The sequence below is a fragment of the Massilia sp. CT11-137 genome, assembly GCF_047302885.1.
In the GTDB taxonomy this organism is placed as follows: Bacteria; Pseudomonadota; Gammaproteobacteria; order Burkholderiales; family Burkholderiaceae_D; genus Telluria; species Telluria orientalis.
The window spans coordinates 1893980-1912616 of record NZ_JBKYMP010000002.1 but is presented as its reverse complement, the minus strand read 5'-3'; the positions used below and the strand labels follow the sequence as shown (position 1 = coordinate 1912616).

General features: G+C 67.0%; 18 protein-coding genes and 1 pseudogene. 13 read left to right on the top strand and 6 right to left on the bottom strand.

The window, feature by feature from the left end; translation table 11 throughout:
• Window positions 1-9 precede the first annotated feature (9 nt).
• Window positions 10-615, top strand: coding sequence for a trimeric intracellular cation channel family protein (locus ACEN98_RS25240; RefSeq protein ID WP_413387617.1), 606 nt, complete (start codon window positions 10-12; stop codon window positions 613-615).
• Between the two features lie 116 nt (window positions 616-731).
• On the opposite strand, the gene ACEN98_RS25235 is transcribed toward ACEN98_RS25240, so the two are convergent.
• Together ACEN98_RS25235 and ACEN98_RS25230 are read right to left on the bottom strand one after the other, a co-directional pair.
• Window positions 732-1070 (bottom strand): P-II family nitrogen regulator, encoded by a 339-nt coding sequence (locus ACEN98_RS25235; RefSeq protein WP_036236923.1) that lies wholly within the window; start codon window positions 1068-1070, stop codon window positions 732-734.
• Between the two features lie 44 nt (window positions 1071-1114).
• A complete protein-coding gene (locus ACEN98_RS25230; protein WP_413387616.1) occupies window positions 1115-3169 on the bottom strand; it encodes an NAD(+) synthase in 2055 nt (684 codons plus the stop codon).
• Window positions 3170-3196: 27 nt separating this feature from the next.
• Here ACEN98_RS25230 and ACEN98_RS25225 point away from each other — a divergent pair, with 27 nt between their 5' ends.
• Complete coding sequence (locus tag ACEN98_RS25225; RefSeq protein WP_413387615.1) at window positions 3197-4342, top strand: GNAT family N-acetyltransferase; 1146 nt, start codon at window positions 3197-3199, stop codon at window positions 4340-4342.
• Between the two features lie 64 nt (window positions 4343-4406).
• Here the strand turns inward: ACEN98_RS25225 and ACEN98_RS25220 are convergent, their stop codons facing one another.
• Complete coding sequence (locus ACEN98_RS25220) at window positions 4407-4673, bottom strand: hypothetical protein (protein WP_413387614.1); 267 nt, start codon at window positions 4671-4673, stop codon at window positions 4407-4409.
• A gap of 81 nt (window positions 4674-4754) precedes the next feature.
• Between ACEN98_RS25220 and ACEN98_RS25215 the strand changes: the two are divergent.
• Window positions 4755-5078 (top strand): annotated as a pseudogene (locus ACEN98_RS25215) (CbbBc protein); the annotation flags it as partial.
• Between the two features lie 25 nt (window positions 5079-5103).
• Here ACEN98_RS25215 and ACEN98_RS25210 read toward each other — a convergent pair.
• A complete protein-coding gene (locus ACEN98_RS25210) occupies window positions 5104-5691 on the bottom strand; it encodes a GNAT family N-acetyltransferase (RefSeq protein WP_413387613.1) in 588 nt (195 codons plus the stop codon).
• Complete coding sequence (locus tag ACEN98_RS25205) at window positions 5688-6608, bottom strand: LysR family transcriptional regulator (protein WP_413387612.1); 921 nt, start codon at window positions 6606-6608, stop codon at window positions 5688-5690. The genes ACEN98_RS25210 and ACEN98_RS25205 overlap by 4 nt, the downstream gene beginning before the upstream one ends.
• A gap of 344 nt (window positions 6609-6952) precedes the next feature.
• Between ACEN98_RS25205 and ACEN98_RS25200 the strand changes: the two genes are divergently transcribed.
• From ACEN98_RS25200 to ACEN98_RS25155, 10 genes are all read left to right on the top strand, one after another.
• On the top strand, window positions 6953-9247 hold the full coding sequence (locus ACEN98_RS25200) for a TonB-dependent receptor (protein ID WP_413387611.1): 2295 nt from the start codon (window positions 6953-6955) through the stop codon (window positions 9245-9247).
• Window positions 9248-9338: 91 nt separating this feature from the next.
• Entirely contained in the window at window positions 9339-10229 is an 891-nt protein-coding gene (locus tag ACEN98_RS25195; protein ID WP_413387610.1) for an alpha/beta fold hydrolase, read from the top strand.
• Window positions 10230-10273: 44 nt separating this feature from the next.
• The gene (locus ACEN98_RS25190; RefSeq protein ID WP_413387609.1) at window positions 10274-11467 is read left to right on the top strand and encodes a substrate-binding domain-containing protein; all 1194 of its coding nucleotides are present in this window, start codon (window positions 10274-10276) and stop codon (window positions 11465-11467) included.
• Between the two features lies 1 nt (window position 11468).
• Complete coding sequence (locus tag ACEN98_RS25185) at window positions 11469-12230, top strand: ABC transporter ATP-binding protein (protein ID WP_413387608.1); 762 nt, start codon at window positions 11469-11471, stop codon at window positions 12228-12230.
• A 22-nt stretch (window positions 12231-12252) separates the two neighbouring features.
• Window positions 12253-12978 carry an ABC transporter ATP-binding protein gene (locus ACEN98_RS25180; protein ID WP_413387607.1) on the top strand — a complete coding sequence of 242 codons (726 nt, stop codon included), beginning with the start codon at window positions 12253-12255 and terminating at the stop codon, window positions 12976-12978.
• A 7-nt stretch (window positions 12979-12985) separates the two neighbouring features.
• Window positions 12986-14008, top strand: a complete 1023-nt coding sequence (locus tag ACEN98_RS25175; RefSeq protein WP_413387605.1) for a branched-chain amino acid ABC transporter permease — start codon at window positions 12986-12988, stop codon at window positions 14006-14008.
• A gap of 1 nt (window position 14009) precedes the next feature.
• Window positions 14010-15080 (top strand): branched-chain amino acid ABC transporter permease, encoded by a 1071-nt coding sequence (locus ACEN98_RS25170; protein ID WP_413387604.1) that lies wholly within the window; start codon window positions 14010-14012, stop codon window positions 15078-15080.
• Window positions 15081-15305: 225 nt separating this feature from the next.
• Window positions 15306-15968 (top strand): choice-of-anchor J domain-containing protein, encoded by a 663-nt coding sequence (locus tag ACEN98_RS25165; RefSeq protein WP_413387603.1) that lies wholly within the window; start codon window positions 15306-15308, stop codon window positions 15966-15968.
• Window positions 15969-15981: 13 nt separating this feature from the next.
• Complete coding sequence (locus ACEN98_RS25160) at window positions 15982-16371, top strand: post-PEP-CTERM-1 domain-containing protein (protein WP_413387602.1); 390 nt, start codon at window positions 15982-15984, stop codon at window positions 16369-16371.
• Window positions 16358-17815: a PA domain-containing protein gene (locus tag ACEN98_RS25155; protein ID WP_413387601.1), complete on the top strand. Its 1458-nt coding sequence runs from the start codon at window positions 16358-16360 to the stop codon at window positions 17813-17815. Before ACEN98_RS25160 ends, ACEN98_RS25155 begins: the two co-directional genes overlap by 14 nt.
• Window positions 17816-17876: 61 nt before the next feature.
• Here ACEN98_RS25155 and ppa read toward each other — a convergent pair whose 3' ends face one another.
• Window positions 17877-18413, bottom strand: a complete 537-nt coding sequence (ppa, locus tag ACEN98_RS25150) for an inorganic diphosphatase (RefSeq protein WP_413339843.1) — start codon at window positions 18411-18413, stop codon at window positions 17877-17879.
• Between the last annotated feature and the right edge of the window lie 224 nt (window positions 18414-18637).

The window sequence follows — 18637 nt, the reverse complement described above, 5'->3', positions numbered from 1 at the left end:
TCCTCCCGCATGCACCTCATCACCGTCATTGAAATCGTTGCGATCCTGGTGGGCGCGTTCTCGGGATTCATCGAGGCGCGGAGAAAGCGCATGGACGTGGTGGGGGTGTTCACGGTGGCCTTCATCGCCGCATTCGGCGGCGGCACCCTGCGCGACATCCTGCTGGATAAACGGCCGCTGTTCTGGGTGATCCACCAGGAATACGCGATCCTGATCTTCGTGCTGGCCCTCGTCGCGACGCCGCTGATCCGCACGCTGCGCCAGATCGTGTCGGAACGGCTGATCGTCATCGCCGACGCGGTCGGCCTGGGGCTGTTTTCCGTGGCGGGCGTGTCGTCCGCGCTGGACGCGCACATGCCGCTGTTCATCGCCTCGATGATGGGCGTGATCACGGGGATCTTCGGCGGCGTGATGCGCGACATCGTCTGCAACGAAGTGCCGATGGTGTTCAGGGACGGCAAGCCCTACGCCATCTGCGCGTTCCTCGGCAACTGGATGTTCCTGCTGCTGGGGATGAACGGCTTCCCGCACGATTTCGCGCTGTGGTCCAGCGCGATGTTCATCGTCGTGTTCCGGCTGGTGGCGTGGAGGTTCGATATGCGGGTGGGGCGCTAGTGCGTCCTTCCCGCGCAGACGGGAATCCATGCTGAGCCTCAGAATACGCCCAACGCTGCATGACTGTATCGATTGCCGGAGCTTCAGTATGGGTCCCCGCCTTCGCGGGGACGACGTTATACGGCGTCCGGCCCCGTCTCGCCCGTACGGATACGAATCACCTGCTCCACTTCCTGCACGAAGATCTTGCCGTCGCCGATCTTGCCGGTACGCGCGGCCTTGATGATCGCATCCACGACCTGCTCGGTCAGCGCATCGTCGACCACCACTTCGATCTTCACCTTGGGCAGGAAGTCGACCACGTATTCGGCGCCGCGGTACAGTTCCGTGTGGCCTTTCTGGCGGCCGAAGCCCTTCACTTCCGTGACGGTCAGGCCGGTGACGTTCACTTCGGCCAGCGCCTCGCGCACTTCGTCCAGTTTGAACGGCTTGATCACGCAGGTAATCTGTTTCATGTTTATCTCCTAAAAATTTCCCGGGATTATCGCATGGTGCCCGGTCAGTCCGGAATCCTCGCCAGCTGGTCCATCCACACGGTCGCTTCCGAGTCGCTCGGCGCGCGCCAGTCGCCGCGCGGGGACAACGAGCCGCCGTTGCCGACCTTCGGCCCGTTCGGCACGCACGAGCGCTTGAACTGGCTCGTCTTGAAGAAGCGCCACAGGAAGATGCCGAGGTTTTTCTTGATCGCCGCGAGGTCGTACTGGTTGCGCGCCGGGCTGCCGCCTTCCGGCCACGGACCGGCCGCGCGATCCTGCCACGCGCTCCACGACAGGAACGCGACCTTCGCCGGGCCGAAGCCGTAGCGCAGCGTGTAGTACAGGTTGAAATCCTGCAGCTCGTACGGACCGATGAAGTCTTCCGTCACCTGCGCCGGCTTGTTCGCCTCCCCCACCTTGCCCGGAACCAGCTCCGGCGAGATCTCCGTCTCCAGCACGTTGATCAGGACGTCGGAGCCCGTGTCGCCGATCTGCTTCGTGTCCGCGACCCAGCGCACGAGGTGGGAAATGAGCGTCTTGGGCACGCTCGCGTTGACGTTGTAGTGCGACATGTGGTCGCCCACGCCATACGTGCACCAGCCCAGCGCCAGCTCGGACAAATCGCCCGTGCCGATCACGATCGCATGATGGTGGTTCGCGAGACGGAACAGGTGACTGGTGCGCTCGCCCGCCTGCACGTTCTCGAACGTGACGTCGTACTGTTCCGCGCCTTCCGCATACGGGTGGCCGAGGTCCTTCAGCATCTGGATGCAGCTGGGGCGGATGTCGATCTCGTGCGCCGTGCAGCCCACGACGCGCATCAGTTCGCGCGCCTGGCGCAGCGTGCGTTCGCTCGTCGCGAAGCCGGGCATCGTGTACGCGAGGATGTTCGTGCGGGGAAGCCCCAGCTTGTCCAGCGCCTTGGCGCAGACGAGCAGCGCGTGTGTCGAATCCAGGCCGCCGGAGATGCCGATGACGACTTTCTGGTGCCCGGACGACTGCAGCCGCTGCACGAGCGCCTGCACCTGGATGTTGTAGACCTCCGTGCAGCGCTCGTCGCGGCGGCGGCCGTCGGCCGGCACGTACGGGAAGCGCTCGACGAGGCGGGCCAGCGGCAGGTCCCGGTCGACTGGCAGCGGCACGGCGAATTTCTGTACGCGGAATTTTTCGACCTCATGCGCGTGGCGGCGCACCGATTGCGCGAACGTCGTCGTGTGCATGCGGTCGACCGACAGGCGTTCCAGGTCGACGTCGCCGAAGATGATGTGCGAGTCGGCCAGGAAGCGCCCGGACTCGGCCAGCTTGTCGCCCTTTTCGTAGATCAGCGACTGGCCGTCCCACGCCATGTCCGTCGTCGATTCGCCGCGGCCCGCCGATGTGTACAGATAGGCCGCCAGGCAACGCGCGGACTGCTGCGACACGAGCTGGTGCCGGTAGCCGCTCTTCCCGACGACGACGTTCGACGCCGACAGGTTCACCAGCACCGTCGCGCCGGCCAGCGCGGCGTACGAGGACGGCGGGATCGGCACCCACACGTCTTCGCAGATCTCGACATGGAAGCGGAACAGCGGTTGATTCTCGAGCTCGAAGATCTGTTCGGGACCGAACGGCACGTCCTGGCCCAGCAAGGTGATCCGGTCGACGGCCGCGTTGTCCGCGGGACTGAACTGCCGACTTTCATAAAATTCGCCATAATTGGGCAGGTAGCTTTTCGGGACCACACCCAGGATGCGGCCACCTGCGACGACCACGGCACAGTTGAACAGCACGTGGTTGACGCGCAGCGGCGCGCCGACGACGAGGGCCAGCGGCAGAGTGCTCGATGCGGCGACCACCTCGGCCAGCGCGTCCAGCACGGCGTCGAGCAGCGCGCGCTGGTGGAACAGGTCGTCGCACGTGTAGGCCGACAGCCCCAGTTCGGGGAACGCGGCCAGCACGGCGCCATTCTCGGCGGCTTCACGCGCAAGGCGGATCGTTTCCTGCGCATTGAACGCCGGGTCGGCAACCTTGCAACGCGGGCTGGCGACGGCCACGCGCGCGAAATCATGGGAATACAGGTTGAAGAATCGCTTATCCATAGGTCTCAACAGCTCACGGAAGTCATCTTGAATTATCGCACGCATATCGTTTCTTCTCTGTCCGAGATCGGGCAGGCGGACTGGGATGCCCTCGTGGCCCTGCAGCAGGATCCGAACCCGTTCCTGTCCTTTGCCTTCCTGCACGCCCTGCACGAATCCGGCAGCGCCACGCCGGAGACGGGCTGGCAGCCGCAATACATCGCCCTGTATGACAAGGATGAGCGCCTGGCCGCCGCCCTGCCCCTGTACGTGAAAGGCCATTCGTACGGCGAGTACGTGTTCGACTGGGCCTGGGCCAACGCCTACCAGGAGCATGGGCTCGACTATTACCCGAAGCTGCTGTCCGCGATCCCGTTCACGCCCGTGAGCGGCCCGCGCCTGCTCGCGCGCGATGCGCCCGCGCGGGCGGCCCTCGTCGACGTGCTCGTGAAAACGCAGAAGGCGACGGACGTGTCGTCCACGCACGTGCTGTTCCCGCCGGACGAGCAGGCGAAGCAGCTGGCGGACGCCGGCTTCCTGCTGCGCAGCGGCGTGCAGTTCCACTGGATGAATGCGGGCTACGCCACGTTCGACGAGTTCCTCGCCACGCTCGAACAGAAGAAGCGCAAGAACATCCGCGCCGAGCGGCGCAAGGTGCGCGAGGCGGGCGTGACGTTGCGCCGGGTGCGCGGTCCGGCCATCACGGACGAGGAATGGCGGTTCTTCGCGCGCTGCTACCGCAACACCTATTCCGAACACTTCTCGAAGCCCTATTTGAACCTGGACTTCTTCCGCCGCATCGGCAAGACGATGCCGGACAACCTGCTGCTCGTGATCGCGGAACGGGACGGCCACCCGATCGCGGCATCGCTCGTCGTGCACGACAAGACCACCTTGTACGGCCGCTACTGGGGGGCGCTGGAACACGTGCCCTGCCTGCACTTCGAGACGGCCTATTACCAGCCGCTGGAATTCTGCATCGAACAGGGCATCCAGGTGTTCGAAGGCGGCGCGCAGGGCGAGCACAAGATGGCGCGCGGGTTCCTGCCGACGCGGACGTGGTCCGCGCACTGGCTCGCGCACCCGTCGTTCCTTGACGCCGTCGCGCGCTTCCTGGAACGGGAGGCCGGCGGCATCGACGATTACATCGATGAACTCAACGACCGGAGCCCGTTCCGGACCGAAGCGCGTTAGAAGACGCGAACGTTGACGTTGCCGTAGGGTGGGCACCCCGTGCCCACCAAGCCGACGCATCATGTCACAGTTCGAGGACACCGCGCCGGCGCCACGCCCTCGCCAGCGCCCGTCCCGCCAGCAGCGGCTGCAACGTCTGCGTCGCGCGGCTGCACGAATCCGATCCGCACGCGGCACCTGCTTCCGCGACCGCGCGTGCGTTCCCGGCCAGCAGCCGGCGCCGCGTCGCATCGTCCGGCTTCCAGTAGCCCTTCTCGATCGCGGACAGCATGCGGTCCGTGACGGCCTGCCACGCGCGCAGGCTCCCCGCCTGCGCGATGCGCTCGCGCACGTCGAAGCCGTGGCGGTCGGCGACCTACGTGTCGTACATGCGCTGCCACGTGCCGCCGTCGACGACTTCCGGCGCCGTCACACCATCTACGGCCTCGACGACCGCTACCGCGGCGTGTTCGGCATGCGCCGCGTCGTGTTCATCCACCGCGACGATCTCGCGATGCTGGGACTGGATGCGGGCGACAAGGTCGACTTCGCGAGCGTGTGGAGCGACGGCATCGAACGCCGCGCGGACGGCTTCCTGCTCGTCGAATACGACATCCCGCGCGGCTGCGTCGGCGCCTGCTATCCGGAGACGAATCCCCTCGTGCCGCTGGACAGCGTGGCCGTGGGCGCGGGCACGCCGACGTCGAAGTCGATACCTGTGCCGCTGCATCCGGCGGACCAGGCCCGCGGCACATGAACTGTCGCCCCCCAATTTGCACGCGCTATCGCGAAGCTGGCGAACCTTGGGTTCCCGCCTTCGCGGGAACGACGTGTCGATGGCATGACGCCGTCCCCAGCTTGACCAGCGCCGCGGGGATGTGTGCGGCCGGCAGCATAAAACGCGCATACGGTACGCCGCGGTTGGGCGGCAGGTCGTGCTCGCGCAGAAAGCCGATGGATTCGTACAGCCGCAGCGCCGTCGCCATGATCGGACTCGTATGCAGTCCCACGGCCGGCGCGTCCGTACGCCGCGCCCGTTCGAGCGTGGCCGCGACGAGCGCGCGGCCGATGCCGCCGCCGCGCGCCGCCGGGTCGACGACCAGCATGCGGATCACCGACCAGTCGTCCGGATAGATCGCGCTGCGCGGCCGTCCCGGCCCCACATGCACGACGGCCCCCGCGACGACGCCGCCACGCTCGGCCACGAGGAGGTCGCCGTCCGCGGCCAGGTCGGCCATCCGGCCGATGCCCGCGCTGAACGTGGGCCAGTCGTCGTAGTCGCCCGCGTATTGCGCGAACGCGGCCAGCGCGACCTTGTTGACCGCGGCGCGGTCGGTCTCGATGTAGCCGCGGATCGTCGTCGCGTTCATGCCGCCTCCCCCATGTCGCCGTTGTGCCACCACAGTGTCGGATTGTTGTCGGCCAGGTCGCGCAGCAGGTCCCACACGACTTTCACGCGGCGCAGCCGGTACAGGTCCGTCGGTGCCGCGAGCCAGAACGAGCGCTCGGCATAAAAGCCCGGCAGTACGGGAACGAGGCGGCCGTCGTCCGGCACCGCGTACGGCGGCGCCATCATGAGGCCCATGCCCAGCGATGCCGCCTCGATCTGCGCCGTCATGCCCGAGCAGCACAGCCGGCGGCGCGGCGTGAATCCGAGCTCGTTCAGGTACGACAGCTCGCGGCTCGCGAGGCGGTCCTGCACGTAGTCGACGAAGTCGTGGCGCTCCAGGTCCGCGTGCGTGCGGATCGGCGGGTGCTTCGCCAGGTAGGTCGGCGCCGCGTACAAATAAAATCGAAAGGAGGCGAGACGGGTGACCATGTACCGCCCCGTCGACGGCGGGTCGAGCATCACGCCCAGGTCGGCCTCGCGGTTGGCGAGGTTGGCGAAGCGCGGCAGCGCCAGCAGGTCGATCGACAGATCCGGATGATCCTCGAACAGCTTCACGAGCAGCGGCGCGACGACCCGCGTGCCGAACACCTCGGGCACGCCCAGCCGCACGACGCCGGCCGCCGCGACCTCCGCGCCGCCCAGCTGCTCGGTGGCCGCGAGCGCCGCGCCTTCCATCGCTTCGGCGTGCGGCAGCAGCGCCTGGCCCATCTCCGTCAGCTCGTAGCCCTCGCGCGAACGGTCGAACAGCGTGGTGCCCAGTTGCTGCTCGAGGCGATCGATGCGGCGCGCCACCGTCGTGTGCTCCACGTCCAGGCGGCGCGACGCCCCGGACAGGGTGCCGGCGCGCGCCAGCTCCAGGAAAAACCGCAGGTCCGTCCATTCCGGCAGGCTGTGCATGTCCGTCTCCCCCATTCTCCGACCCGCCACGCATGGGATCGCCATTCGCTGCGGCTTTTTCGGGAACCGTTGTTTGATATCAAGGTGACATATTGTGCACCAGTGCACATTGCCGCTGCAACGTTTTCGGAACAGCGCTTGCGTATGCACAGCAAACCCGCTTTCCGGACGTCGCGACACGCCGCGCCCTCTGGCGCCGCCCCTCACGGGACGTCCCGCGGCGTTGTGCATAAATGCACACCCTGTGGGCGCGGCGTTGTCTTTTCAGCCAAATTCATCCGAGGCACACTGTGATGCATGCGAAGACTGAACGCATGACACCACAACAAAATCAGGAGACCTCAATGCGTCTTAGCAAGAAGAAACAGCAGCTGATCCAGCGCTCGGCTGCCGCCCTGCTCGTCCTGTCCGGCGGTGCCGCCGGCGCCGCGCACGCCCAGGACACGGGTGCCGCCAGCGGTGCCGCCGGCAGTGTCGTCACTGCACCGGAAGGCACGATCGAGAAAGTCGTCGTCACCGCGCGCCGGCGCGAGGAAACGCTGCAGGATGTTCCGGTGTCCGTTACTGCGTTCAGCGCCGACCAGCTGTCGAAGCAGGCCGTCCCCGACGTCGTCGCCCTGGCGACGGCGCTGCCGAACACCACCCTGAAGGCGTCGCGCGCCACCAATTCGACGCTGACCGCGTTCATCCGCGGCGTGGGCCAGGCCGACCCGCTGGCCGGCTTCGAATCCGGCGTCGGCATCTACCTGGACGACGTCTATCTCGCCCGTCCGCAAGGCGCCGTGGCCGACATCTACGACGTCGAGCGCATCGAGGTGCTGCGCGGCCCGCAGGGCACGCTGTACGGCCGCAACACCATCGGCGGCGCCGTCAAGTACGTCACCCGCAAGCTGGCCCCGCAGACGGACGTGCGCCTGCGCGGCACCCTGGGCAACTACCAGGAGCGCGACGCGGTCATCACGGCCAGCACGCCCGTCAACGAGCAGCTGCGCGTGGGCGGCACGGTCGCGCGCTTCAAGCACGGCGGCTACGGCACGAACCTGTTCGACGGCTCGCCGAACTACGACAAGGACCTGAAAGCCGCGCGCCTGTCGGCCGAATGGACGCCGACGCCCGACCTGTTCATCCGCCTCGCCAGCGACATCACGCAGGACGACTCGCATCCGAAGAACGGCCACCGCCTCATCGTCGGCCGCACGAGCGGCGCGCCGATCCTGTCGAACGTGTACGACACGAATGCGGAGATGCTGACGGCCCTCGGTCACAAGCAGTCGGTGCGCCAGCACGGCGTCGCCGCCACCGTCGAGTGGAACGTGTCGCCCGAGCTGACGTTCAAGTCGATCACCGCGCAGCGCCAGGATAAATCGTGGGCGCCGATCGATTTCGATTCCCTGCCCGTCGTCGACATGGAAGTGCCGGCGCTGTACACGAACCGCCAGTTCAGCCAGGAATTCAACCTGACCTACACGGGTCCGAAGATCCAGGGCGTGGCCGGCGTCTACTACATCGACGCGAACGCGTACAACAAGTTCGACACGATCCTCGCCGGCGCCGTCCCGACCAGCACCTTCACGAGCGGCAGCATCGACACGAAGGCCTGGGCCGCATACGCCGACGGCAGCTACAACCTGACCGACGCGCTGCAGCTGTCGCTGGGCGGCCGCTACACGGTGGACAAGCGCGACGCCGACATCTACCGCCAGATCTACCTGGGCATGAAAGGCACGCCGGAGATGGGCAACCCGGGCGCGATCCTGTTCCGCACCGACACCGACCTGCGCGACCTGTCGCGCGAGGACAAGAAGTTCACGCCACGCATCGCCTTGGGCTGGAAGGCGACGCCGTCGCAGAACGTGTACGCGTCGTATTCGAAGGGTTTCAAGGGCGGCGGCTTCGATCCGCGCACGAACGTGGTCGGCACGAAGATCTCGCTGGCGCAGGCCCGCGCCGGCTACAAGCCCGAGACGATCGGCACCTATGAGCTGGGCCTGAAATCCTCGTTCAACGGCGGCCGCATCACGACCAACACGGCCGTGTTCTACAGCGACTACAAGGACGTGCAGATCCCGGGCTCGGTGGCCATCGACACGAACGGCGACGGCAAGGACGACAGCTTCGCGGGCCTCACGACCAACGCCGGCAAGGCCAAGATCAAGGGCTTCGAATTCGAGGCCGTGGCCCACCTGACGAAGGAATTCTCGCTGTCCGGCATGTACAGCTACATCGACGCCAAGTACAACGAGTACATCGTGGCGGGCGTGAACGTGGCCGACCAGCGCCACTTCCAGAACACGCCGCGCAACTCGGCGAACCTGCGCGCCACCTACGAGGTGCCGATGCCGCTGGCGGGCTACAACGGCCGCCTGTCGCTGATCGGCAGCGCGTCGTACCGCGGCCAGACGTACCAGTTCGAGACGCCGTCCGTGATCGACCAGGACGCGTACAAGCTGTACGACGCCAGCATCGTCTGGACCCGCGCCGACGGCAAGATCCGCGCCGGCCTGCACGGCAAGAACCTGTCGGACGTGCACTACAAGACGGCGGGCTATTTGTTCCCGACCCTGGGCAACGAAGGCACGCTGACGGCCTTCTACGGTGCGCCGCGCACCGTGCAGGGGACGATCGAGTACCGCTTCTGACTCGCCCCACCGCGTGGCCGGCCCGCCCGGCCACGCGCCCACACCGGCATCCGCCGCACTACCGGACATCGAACGACAGGATATCGCCAGCGTGGCCAACTACACCTCCATCCGCTATACGAGCAACGACGGCCTCGCGCTGCATGCGCGGGACTACGCGGCGGCCGGCGCACCGGCGGCGGACGCCGACCAAGTCCGCCTGCCCGTGATCTGCATCCACGGGCTGACGCGCAATGCGTCCGACTTCGACGAGTTCGCACCGATCGTCGCGCGCCAGGGCCGGCGCGTGCTGGCGCTCGACATGCGCGGCCGCGGCGAGTCGCAGCGCGATCCGAATCCCGACAACTACACGCCGAGCGTGTACGCCGGGGACGTCGCCCGGTTCATGGCGGACCAGCACATCCCGCGCGCCGTGTTCGTCGGCACGTCGATGGGCGGCCTGATCACGATGACCCTGGCCGCGAAGCACATCGACCTGATCGCCGCCGCCGTGATCAACGACATCGGCCCCGTGATCTCGGAAAAAGGCCTGGCACGCATCGCCGGCTACGCGGGCCGGACGGCTACGTTGGATTCGTGGGCCGCCGCCGCCGGCTACGTCCGCGCCATCAACGCGTGCGCCTTCCCGGACAACGTCGATGCCGACTGGGACAAATGGGCGCGCCGCGCCTTCGCCCCGGACGCCGCCGGCCGGCTGGCGCCGCGCTACGACCCGAATATTGCGATCGCGCTGCAAACCGGTAAACTCAGGCCGACGTCGCTGCCGCTGCGGATGGCGTTCCGCAAGCTCGCGCAGGAACGCCCCGTATTGCTCGTGCGCGGTACGCTGTCGGACCTGCTCGAAGAACGCCAGGCCGCCTGGATGCGGCGCGCGGCGTCGACGATGACCTGCGTCGAAGTCCCGAACGTGGGCCATGCGCCGATGCTGACGGAACCCGTCGCACTCGATGCGATCCTGGATTTCCTGGCCCAAGTACCCTAAAAAGTAGGGTGGGCACCCCGTGCCCACCATCTCAAGGAGACGAGATGAAATACGTAAAACCCCTGCCCTTCGCCCTGTTCGCCGCCTTCGCCCTGACGGCGACCGCTTCCGCCCTCGCCGCCCCCGACCTGAAAGTCGCCCTCATCGCCGGCAAGACGGGCCAGCTGGAATCGTATGCCAGGGAAACGGAGACCGGCTTCATGCTGGGCCTCGAATACCTCACCGGCGGCAAGATGGAAATCAACGGCCGCAAGCTGAAGGTGATCGTCAAGGACGACCAGGGCAAGCCCGATCTCTCACGCACGCTGCTGGCGGAAGCCTATGGCGACGACAAGGCCGACATCGCCGTCGGCACGACGTCGTCCGGCGCCGCGCTCGCGATGCTGCCCGTCGCGAAGGAATACAAAAAGGTGCTGATCGTCGAGCCGGCCGTGGCCGACGAGATCACGGGCGCCAAGTGGAACAAGTACATCTTCCGCACCGCGCGCAATTCGATGCAGGATGCGCTGGCCGCCGCGTCGACGCTGAAGAACGGCAGCGTCGCATTCCTCGCGCAGGATTACGCGTTCGGCCGCGACGCCATCAAGGCCGGCAAGGAAGCACTGGCCGCCACGGGCAGCAAGGCGAACGTCGTGCACGAGGAATATGCGCCGGCCGCCGCGACGGACTTCACCGCGCCCACGCAGCGCCTGTTCGACGCGCTGAAGGACAAGCCGCAGCCGCGCGTACTGGCGATCGTCTGGGCCGGCCCGAACCCGATGAACAAGATCGCGGACATGAAGCCGGAACGCTACGGCATCTCGCTCGCCCCGGGCGGCAACATCCTGCCCGTGATGAAGACGTGGAAGGCGTACGCCGGCACGGAAGGCACGATCAATTACTACTACGGCTTCCCGAAGAACAAGATGAACGACTGGCTCGTGGCCGAGCACACGAAGCGCTACAAGGTGCCGCCCGACATGTTCACGGCAGGCGGCATGGCGGCGGCGGCGGCCGTCGTCGCGGCGCTGCAGAAAGTCCCGTCCGGGAACGGCGACCAGATGGCGGCGGCGATGGAAGGCATGTCGTTCGAGACGCCGAAGGGCACGATGACCTTCCGCAAGGAAGACCACCAGGCGCTGCAGCCGATGTACCACTTCCGCATCAAGAAGGACCAGAAGAACGAATGGGACTTGCTGGAACTGGTGCGCGAAATCCCGGCCAGCGAGCTGCCGCTGCCCGTGCGGAACAAACGCTGACATGGCCGCGCCTTCGCTCGCCACGCGCGATTTGACCATCCGCTTCGGCGGCCACGTGGCCGTCAACGCGATGACGGCCGAGTTTTATCCGGGCACGCTGACCGTGATCGTGGGCCCGAACGGCGCCGGCAAGACGACGTACTTCAACCTCGTCTCGGGCCAGCTCCCCGCGACCTCCGGCAGCGTGTTCGTGGGTGGCCAGGACGTCACCCGGCTTGGGCCCGCGCGCCGCACGCGCCTGGGCGTCGGGCGCGCGTTCCAGCTGACGAACCTGTTCCCGCATTTGACGGTGCTGGAAAACGTGCGGCTCGCGGTGCAAAGCCGCGCCGGCATCGGCATGAGCATGCTGTCGCTGTGGTTCGGCCACAAGGAAGTCATCCAGCGCGCCGAACACTACCTCGAGCGCGTGTCGATGAGCGGCAAGCGAGCCTCTCTCGTCGGCACGCTGTCGCACGGCGACCAGCGCAAGCTGGAGGTGGCGATCCTGCTCGCGCTGGAACCGTCCATCCTGATGTTCGACGAGCCCACGGCCGGCATGAGCGTGGACGAGGTGCCGGTCGTGCTCGACCTGATCCACCAGGTCAAGGCCGAGCGCAACCGGACCGTCCTGCTCGTCGAGCACAAGATGGACGTCGTGCGTGCGCTCGCGGACCGCATCGTCGTGCTGCACAACGGCACCCTGGTGGCGGATGGCCAGCCGGCCGAGGTGATGCAATCGAAAATCGTGCAGGAGGCCTATCTTGGCACCCCCGAACCCGCATGACACGCTGAGAACGAAACTGCCCATGACCGAACCCATCCTCACGCTGTCCGGCGTCCACACCCACATCGGCCAGTACCACATCCTGCAGGGCGTCGACCTCGTCGTCCCGCGCGGCGGCCTGGCCGTGCTGCTGGGCCGCAACGGCGCCGGCAAGACGACGACCTTGCGCACCATCATGGGCCTATGGAAGGCCAGCCGCGGGACGATCACGTTCGACGGCCGCGACATCACGAAGCTGTCCACGCCCGACATCGCCCGCGCCGGCATCGCCTACGTCCCGGAAAGCATGGCCGTATTTTCCGAACTGACGGTGCGCGAGAACCTGTATCTCGCCGCGCGCAACGGCCCGCTGGACGCGGCGCGCGTGGACTGGATCTGCGGCTTCTTCCCCGCGCTGAAGAAATTCTGGAACTACCCGGCGGGCAATCTGTCGGGCGGCCAGAAGCAGATGGTGGCCATCGCCCGGGCCATCGTCGAGCCGAAGAAGCTCCTGCTCGTGGACGAGCCGACCAAGGGCCTCGCACCCGCCATCGTGCAAAGCCTGATGGCGGCATTCCGCGACCTCAAGGACACGAGCACGACCATCCTGCTCGTCGAACAGAATTTCAACTTCGTGCGCACCCTGGGCGACAGCGTGAGCGTGATGGACGACGGCCGTGTTGTCCACGCGGGCCTGATGCACGACCTGGCACACGACGAGACCTTGCAGCAGCGCCTGCTGGGCCTGTCGCTCGACTCCCACCAATAGGACAACGATGAGTGCAACCTTACCTATTGCGCAGCAGGCGGACACCCCGCTGCCGGCGGCACGGCGCGACCTCGCCCCGCTGCTGCTCGTGCCGGCCGTCGTGCTGGCGGCGCTGCCCTGCATGAGCCTGCCGACCTGGGTCACCCTGACGGTGGCCGGGCTCGCGATGGGCATGATGATCTTCATCATGGCCAGCGGCCTCACGCTGGTGTTCGGCCTGATGAGCGTGCTGAACTTCGGCCATGGCGCCTTCGTCTCCGTCGGCGCATTCACCGCGACGTTCGTGCTGCTGCCGATGCGCGGCTGGCTCGAGATGGATTCACTGCTCGCCAACCTCGGCGTGCTGGGCCTCGCGGTCCTCCTCGCGATGGTCGTGACGGCGCTGCTCGGCTGGGCGTTCGAACGGGTCGTCATCATGCCCGTCTACGGCCAGCACCTGAAACAGATCCTGATCACGATGGGCGGCATGATCGTGTCCGAACAACTCATCAACGTGATCTGGGGCGCCGAGCAGATCGCCCTGCCGCTGCCGGCCGCGTTGCGCGGCGCCGTGTTCCTGGGCGAGGCGGCCATCGAGAAATACCGGCTGCTGGCGGTCGTCGTCGGCGTCGTCGTGTTCGCCGCGATGTTCGTCACCCTGAACCGCACGAAGATCGGCCTCTTGATCCGCGCCGGCGTCGAGAATGGCGAGATGGTCGAGGCGCTGGGCTACCGCATCCGCCGCCTGTTCGTGGGCGTGTTCGCGGCCGGCTCCGCGCTGGCGGGCCTCGGCGGCGTCATGTGGGGCCTGTACAAGGAAACGCTGGTGGCGCACATGGGCAGCGAGATCATGGTGCTGACGTTCATCGTCATCATCATCGGCGGCCTGGGGTCCGTCGGCGGCTGCTTCATCGGCTCCCTGCTGATCGCGCTCGTCGCCAACTACGCCGGCTTCCTGGCGCCGAAGGTGGCGCTCGTCTCGAACATCGTGCTGATGATCGCCGTCCTCCTGTGGCGCCCGGCCGGCCTGTACTCGAAAGGACGTCATTGACATGCTGACCCGGCTTCTCTCCGGCGACCTGCCGCGCAGCCGCGCGCTGACCGCCCTCCTCGTCGTCATCCTGCTCGGCCTGCTGTTCGCGCCGTTCCTCTTTTCCGGCGCGCGCCCGCTGAACACGGCGGCCACGATCTGCGTCTACATCGTGCTCGTCGCGTCGTACGACCTGCTGCTCGGCTATACAGGCATCGTCTCGTTCGCCCACACGATGTTCTACGGCATCGGCGCGTACGGCGTCGGCATCGCACTGGCCAGCGTGGACGAGCCGACGTGGGGCGCCATCGTCACGGGCATCGTCGCCGCGCTCGCGCTGACCGTGGTCCTTGCGTTCGTCATCGGCCTGTTCGCCCTGCGCGTGCGCGCCATCTTCTACGCGATGATCACGCTGGCCGTCGCGTCGTCGTTCTCCGTGCTCGCGTCGCAGCTGTCCGACTTCACGGGCGGCGAGGACGGCCGCACGTTCAGCGTGCCGGAAGTCCTGTCGCCGGGCTTCACGCTGATGGAAAACGACCTGTTCGGGCGCAGCGTCGACGGCAAGCTGGTCACCTATTACGTCGTGTTCGCGGGCTGCCTCGTGCTGTTCCTGTTCCTGCTGCGGCTCGTGAACTCGCCGTTCGGCCGCGTGCTGCAGGCGATCCGCGAAAACGAGTTCCGCGCGGAGGCGCTCGGCTACCGCACCGTCGTCTACCGGATCTGGGCCAACGTGCTGGGCGCCGTCGTGGCCGCGCTGGCCGGCGCGCTGATGGCCCTGTGGCTGCGCTACGTGGGCCCCAAGACGAGCCTCGGCTTCGAAGTGATGACGGACATCCTGCTCATCGTCGTCATCGGCGGCATGGGCACGATGTATGGCGCGGTCGTGGGCGCCACGCTGTTCATCCTCGCGCAGAACTATCTCAAGACCCTGATGGGCCAGGCCTCCGGGATGCTGTCCGGTGCCCCGCTGCTGGCCGCCGCGCTGCATCCGGACCGCTGGATGCTGTGGCTCGGCATGCTGTTCATCCTCTCCATCTACTTCTTCCCGATCGGCATCGTCGGCAAGCTGCGGATGCGCCGTCGCGCACGCTGAATCACACTACGTCGGTGGGCACGGGATGCCCACCGACTACGGTCGCAATAGCGTGGAGTCGGCTCCCCGTTCCCACGATGCAGCTCCGAAGTCCCTCCACACACCACCGCCCGGACCGCGTATCGGTACCTCCGTTTTGTCCAGGCTGTTCGTTAGCTTAAAATCAAGGGTCGTTATCATCCGACTCATAAGATGGGCCCATTCATATTTCATGAAAGGGCTTCCATGAAACCCGTAAAAACCTTGTTCGCGACAGCCGCGCTGTCGCTGGCCGCATTGGGCGCGACGACCGCGCGGGCGGCCGGGGTCGAAGTGCTCAACGAAGGATTCGACGACGTGGCGGGCCTTGCCGGATGGGCCCAGGTTAACCACAGCGTGCCGGCCGGCAGCGCGTGGTTCCAGGGCAACCCGGCGCTGTTCCCCGCCCAGTCCGGCGCGCCCGACGCCTATGCGGCCGCCAACTTCCTCAGCGCCGCGAACGGCAGCGGCAGCGTCGACAACTGGCTGATCACGCCGGTGCTCGACCTGTCCGGCACCACGGTGCTGAGCTTTTACACGCGGCACGATGCCCTGCCCGGCTTCAACGACCTGCTCGAAGTGCGTTACGCGGCGGGCACGGGCACCGACATGGCCGACTTCACGACGCTGCTGACGACGATCGGCGGCACGGCCGGCTACCCGACGGACTGGCAGCAGTTCACGGCGACCATCACGAACAGCGGCAACGGCCGCTTCGCATTCCGCTACCTGGGACCGGCCGATACCCTGAACTATGTCGGCCTCGATACGGTCTCGGTAGTGACGGCGGTGCCGGAGCCCGTGCACTGGATGATGCTGGCGCTGGGCCTGGGCATGATCACCCTGCTGCGCCGCCAGTCACGCCTTTGAACCGGAGGAAGCCATGTCCAAGGAAAAACTGCTCACCATCGGCACGCTGGCCGCCCTGTGCGTGCTGGCGGCCTTTTCGATGCACGCCAGGGCCGCGGGCCAGGAGGGCATGGTCGTCGTGCGCGATCCGCAGACCGGCCAGTTGCGCGCGCCGACGGCCGACGAGCTGAAGGAACTGCGCGCCAGGGCACCGGCCAACGCCGGCCTCGCCGCACCCCGCGCGCAAGGTACGATGAGCCGCCGCGACGGCTCGCGCGGCGTGCGCCTCGGCGAGAAAAGCATGGTCTACGAAGTCGTCACGCGCGGTCCCGACGGCAAGCTGACGAGCGAATGCGTGCAGGGCCAGACACTGGACCACAACCCGGACCACATCCACGGGGAGCCGAAGCATGAAAGCCGTTGAATCGTCGCGCCTGCAACGGGCCCTTGGCGCCCTCGCCGGCATCGCTGCCGCCTGTGCATTCACCTTCGGCGCGGCCGCCCCGGCCCAGGCCGCGGCCACCATCGTGATCGTCAACCTGAACGCGCCCGGCGTCGGATTCAACGACGCCACCCCGGTCGCGCCCGTCGGCGGCAATACCGGCACGACGCTTGGCGAGCAGCGCCTGAACGCATTCCGGCGCGCGGCCGACATCTGGGGCGCGACGCTCACGAGCAGCGTGCCGATCCGCATCGGCGCGTCGTTCGAGCCGCTGTCGTGCACGGCCACGAGTGCCGTCCTCGGCGCGGCCGGCGCCAACGAGGTCTGGTCCGACTTCCCCGGCGCGCCGCGCACGTCGACGTGGTATCCGAGCGCCCTGGCCAGCAAGCTGGCGGGCCAGGACGTTGCGACGCCGGGCGAGCCGCACATCATCGCCCGCTTCAACTCGCGCCTCGGGCTGTTCCCCGACTGCCTGCCCGGCTCCGGCTTCTACCTCGGCCTCGACGACCAGTTCGGCAGCCAGATCGACCTCGTCACGGTGCTGCTGCACGAATTCGCGCACGGCCTCGGCTTCCAGACGTTCACCGACGACGAGACGGGCGCCGAGATCCAGGGCATCCCGTCGATCTGGGATTACTACCTGCTGAACAACCGCACGGGCAAGCTGTGGGTGGAAATGACGGACGCCGAACGCGCCGCGTCGGCCGTGTCGTGGCGCGGGCTGTCCTGGAACGGGCCCATCGTGACGGCGGCCGTGCCGCAGGTGCTGGACCCGGTCTCGAACCTGGCCGTCAGCGGCGCCGCCGCCGGCACCGCCGCGGGCAACTATGCAGTGGGCGATGCGTCGTTCGGCCCGCCGCTGTCCAATCCGCCCGTCGCCGGCCAGCTGATGCCCGTCGTCGATCAGTCCGCCGGCACGGGCCTCGCCTGCGATCCGCTGAATGCGGTGAACCGCCTCGCCGTGCGCGGCAACATCGCCCTCGTGGACCGCGGCACGTGCGACTTCGTCACCAAGGCGCGCAACGTGCAGGCGGCGGGTGCGCTGGGCATGGTCGTGGCGGACAACCAGCCGGGCGACGTCGGCGGCATGAGCGGCAACGACGCCAGCATCACGATTCCGTCCGTGCGCATCACGCAGGCCGACGGCATCCGGCTGAAGGCAGCGCTGGAGCGCCGCTCGCGCACGCAATCGGGCGTCGTGGCCGGCCTGGGGCTCGACACGACGCGCCTGGCCGGCACGGACGGCGCGGGCCGCATCCTGATGTACACGCCGACCACGTACTCGCCGGGCTCGACCGTGTCGCACTACACGACGGAGGCCAAGCCGAACCAGTTGATGGAACCGGCGATCAACACCGACCTGACGCACGAAGTGACGCCGCCGCGCGACCTGACCTACCCGCTGCTGCGCGACATCGGGTGGTGACGTAAACGACAAAGGGCCGCTCACACCGGGGTGGCGGCCCTTGCGTCCGGAGGGGCGGGAGTTATGCGCCCTTCGACTCGTGGTTCTTCACGCCGGCGAGGATCTCTTCCTTGGCCGCGTCCGGGCCTTCCCAGCCTTCGACCTTGACCCACTTGCCCTTTTCCAGGTCCTTGTAATGCTCGAAGAAGTGCTGGATCTGGCGCAGGGTCAGTTCCTGAACGTCTTCGACCTTTTGCAGGTGCGCGTAGACCGGCAGGATTTTTTCGACCGGCACGGCCAGGATCTTCGAGTCGCCGCCGGCTTCGTCCGTCATCTTCAGCACGCCCAGTGCGCGGCAACGCACGACCACGCCCGGGATCAGCGCGAACGGGGTGATGACCAGCACGTCGCACGGGTCGCCGTCGTCGGCGATCGTGTTCGGGATGTAGCCGTAGTTGCACGGGTAGTGCATGGCGGTACCCATGAAGCGGTCGACGAAGATCGCGCCGGATTCCTTGTCCACTTCGTACTTGATCGGGTCGGCGTTCATCGGGATTTCGATGACGACGTTGAAGTCGTTCGGCACATCGCGGCCGGCGTTGACGTTATTCAGGCTCATGGATAGTCCTTGGTTGCTGGGGAAACAATAAAAGGTCGATTATAACGAATCGCCTTGGGCTTGTGCGCCGCACAAGGTCGCGTAAGCACCGAAATGCCCGCCGCAACAGGCAGTCTGTTGGTCCGGCCCACACACACGGCAGCACAGTGTTGGCGGGGTCCCGCCCCGGCAGGCCTCTTTTGCCACGGGAATCCCCCGATCGCGGGATGGCACGCCTCCTGCTG

Excerpts from the sequence above, each read along its gene's own strand:
- ACEN98_RS25235 (WP_036236923.1), bottom strand. The coding sequence starts at position 1,070 with ATGAAACAGATTACCTGCGTGATCAAGCCGTTCAAACTGGACGAAGTG.
- ACEN98_RS25190 (WP_413387609.1), top strand. The coding sequence starts at position 10,274 with ATGAAATACGTAAAACCCCTGCCCTTCGCCCTGTTCGCCGCCTTCGCC.
- ACEN98_RS25185 (WP_413387608.1), top strand. The coding sequence starts at position 11,469 with ATGGCCGCGCCTTCGCTCGCCACGCGCGATTTGACCATCCGCTTCGGC.
- ACEN98_RS25175 (WP_413387605.1), top strand. The coding sequence starts at position 12,986 with ATGAGTGCAACCTTACCTATTGCGCAGCAGGCGGACACCCCGCTGCCG.
- ACEN98_RS25230 (WP_413387616.1), bottom strand. The coding sequence starts at position 3,169 with ATGGATAAGCGATTCTTCAACCTGTATTCCCATGATTTCGCGCGCGTG.
- ACEN98_RS25160 (WP_413387602.1), top strand. The coding sequence starts at position 15,982 with ATGTCCAAGGAAAAACTGCTCACCATCGGCACGCTGGCCGCCCTGTGC.
- ACEN98_RS25240 (WP_413387617.1), top strand. The coding sequence starts at position 10 with ATGCACCTCATCACCGTCATTGAAATCGTTGCGATCCTGGTGGGCGCG.
- ACEN98_RS25210 (WP_413387613.1), bottom strand. The coding sequence starts at position 5,691 with ATGAACGCGACGACGATCCGCGGCTACATCGAGACCGACCGCGCCGCG.
- ppa (WP_413339843.1), bottom strand. The coding sequence starts at position 18,413 with ATGAGCCTGAATAACGTCAACGCCGGCCGCGATGTGCCGAACGACTTC.
- ACEN98_RS25205 (WP_413387612.1), bottom strand. The coding sequence starts at position 6,608 with ATGCACAGCCTGCCGGAATGGACGGACCTGCGGTTTTTCCTGGAGCTG.
- ACEN98_RS25165 (WP_413387603.1), top strand. The coding sequence starts at position 15,306 with ATGAAACCCGTAAAAACCTTGTTCGCGACAGCCGCGCTGTCGCTGGCC.
- ACEN98_RS25180 (WP_413387607.1), top strand. The coding sequence starts at position 12,253 with ATGACCGAACCCATCCTCACGCTGTCCGGCGTCCACACCCACATCGGC.
- ACEN98_RS25170 (WP_413387604.1), top strand. The coding sequence starts at position 14,010 with ATGCTGACCCGGCTTCTCTCCGGCGACCTGCCGCGCAGCCGCGCGCTG.
- ACEN98_RS25200 (WP_413387611.1), top strand. The coding sequence starts at position 6,953 with ATGCGTCTTAGCAAGAAGAAACAGCAGCTGATCCAGCGCTCGGCTGCC.
- ACEN98_RS25155 (WP_413387601.1), top strand. The coding sequence starts at position 16,358 with ATGAAAGCCGTTGAATCGTCGCGCCTGCAACGGGCCCTTGGCGCCCTC.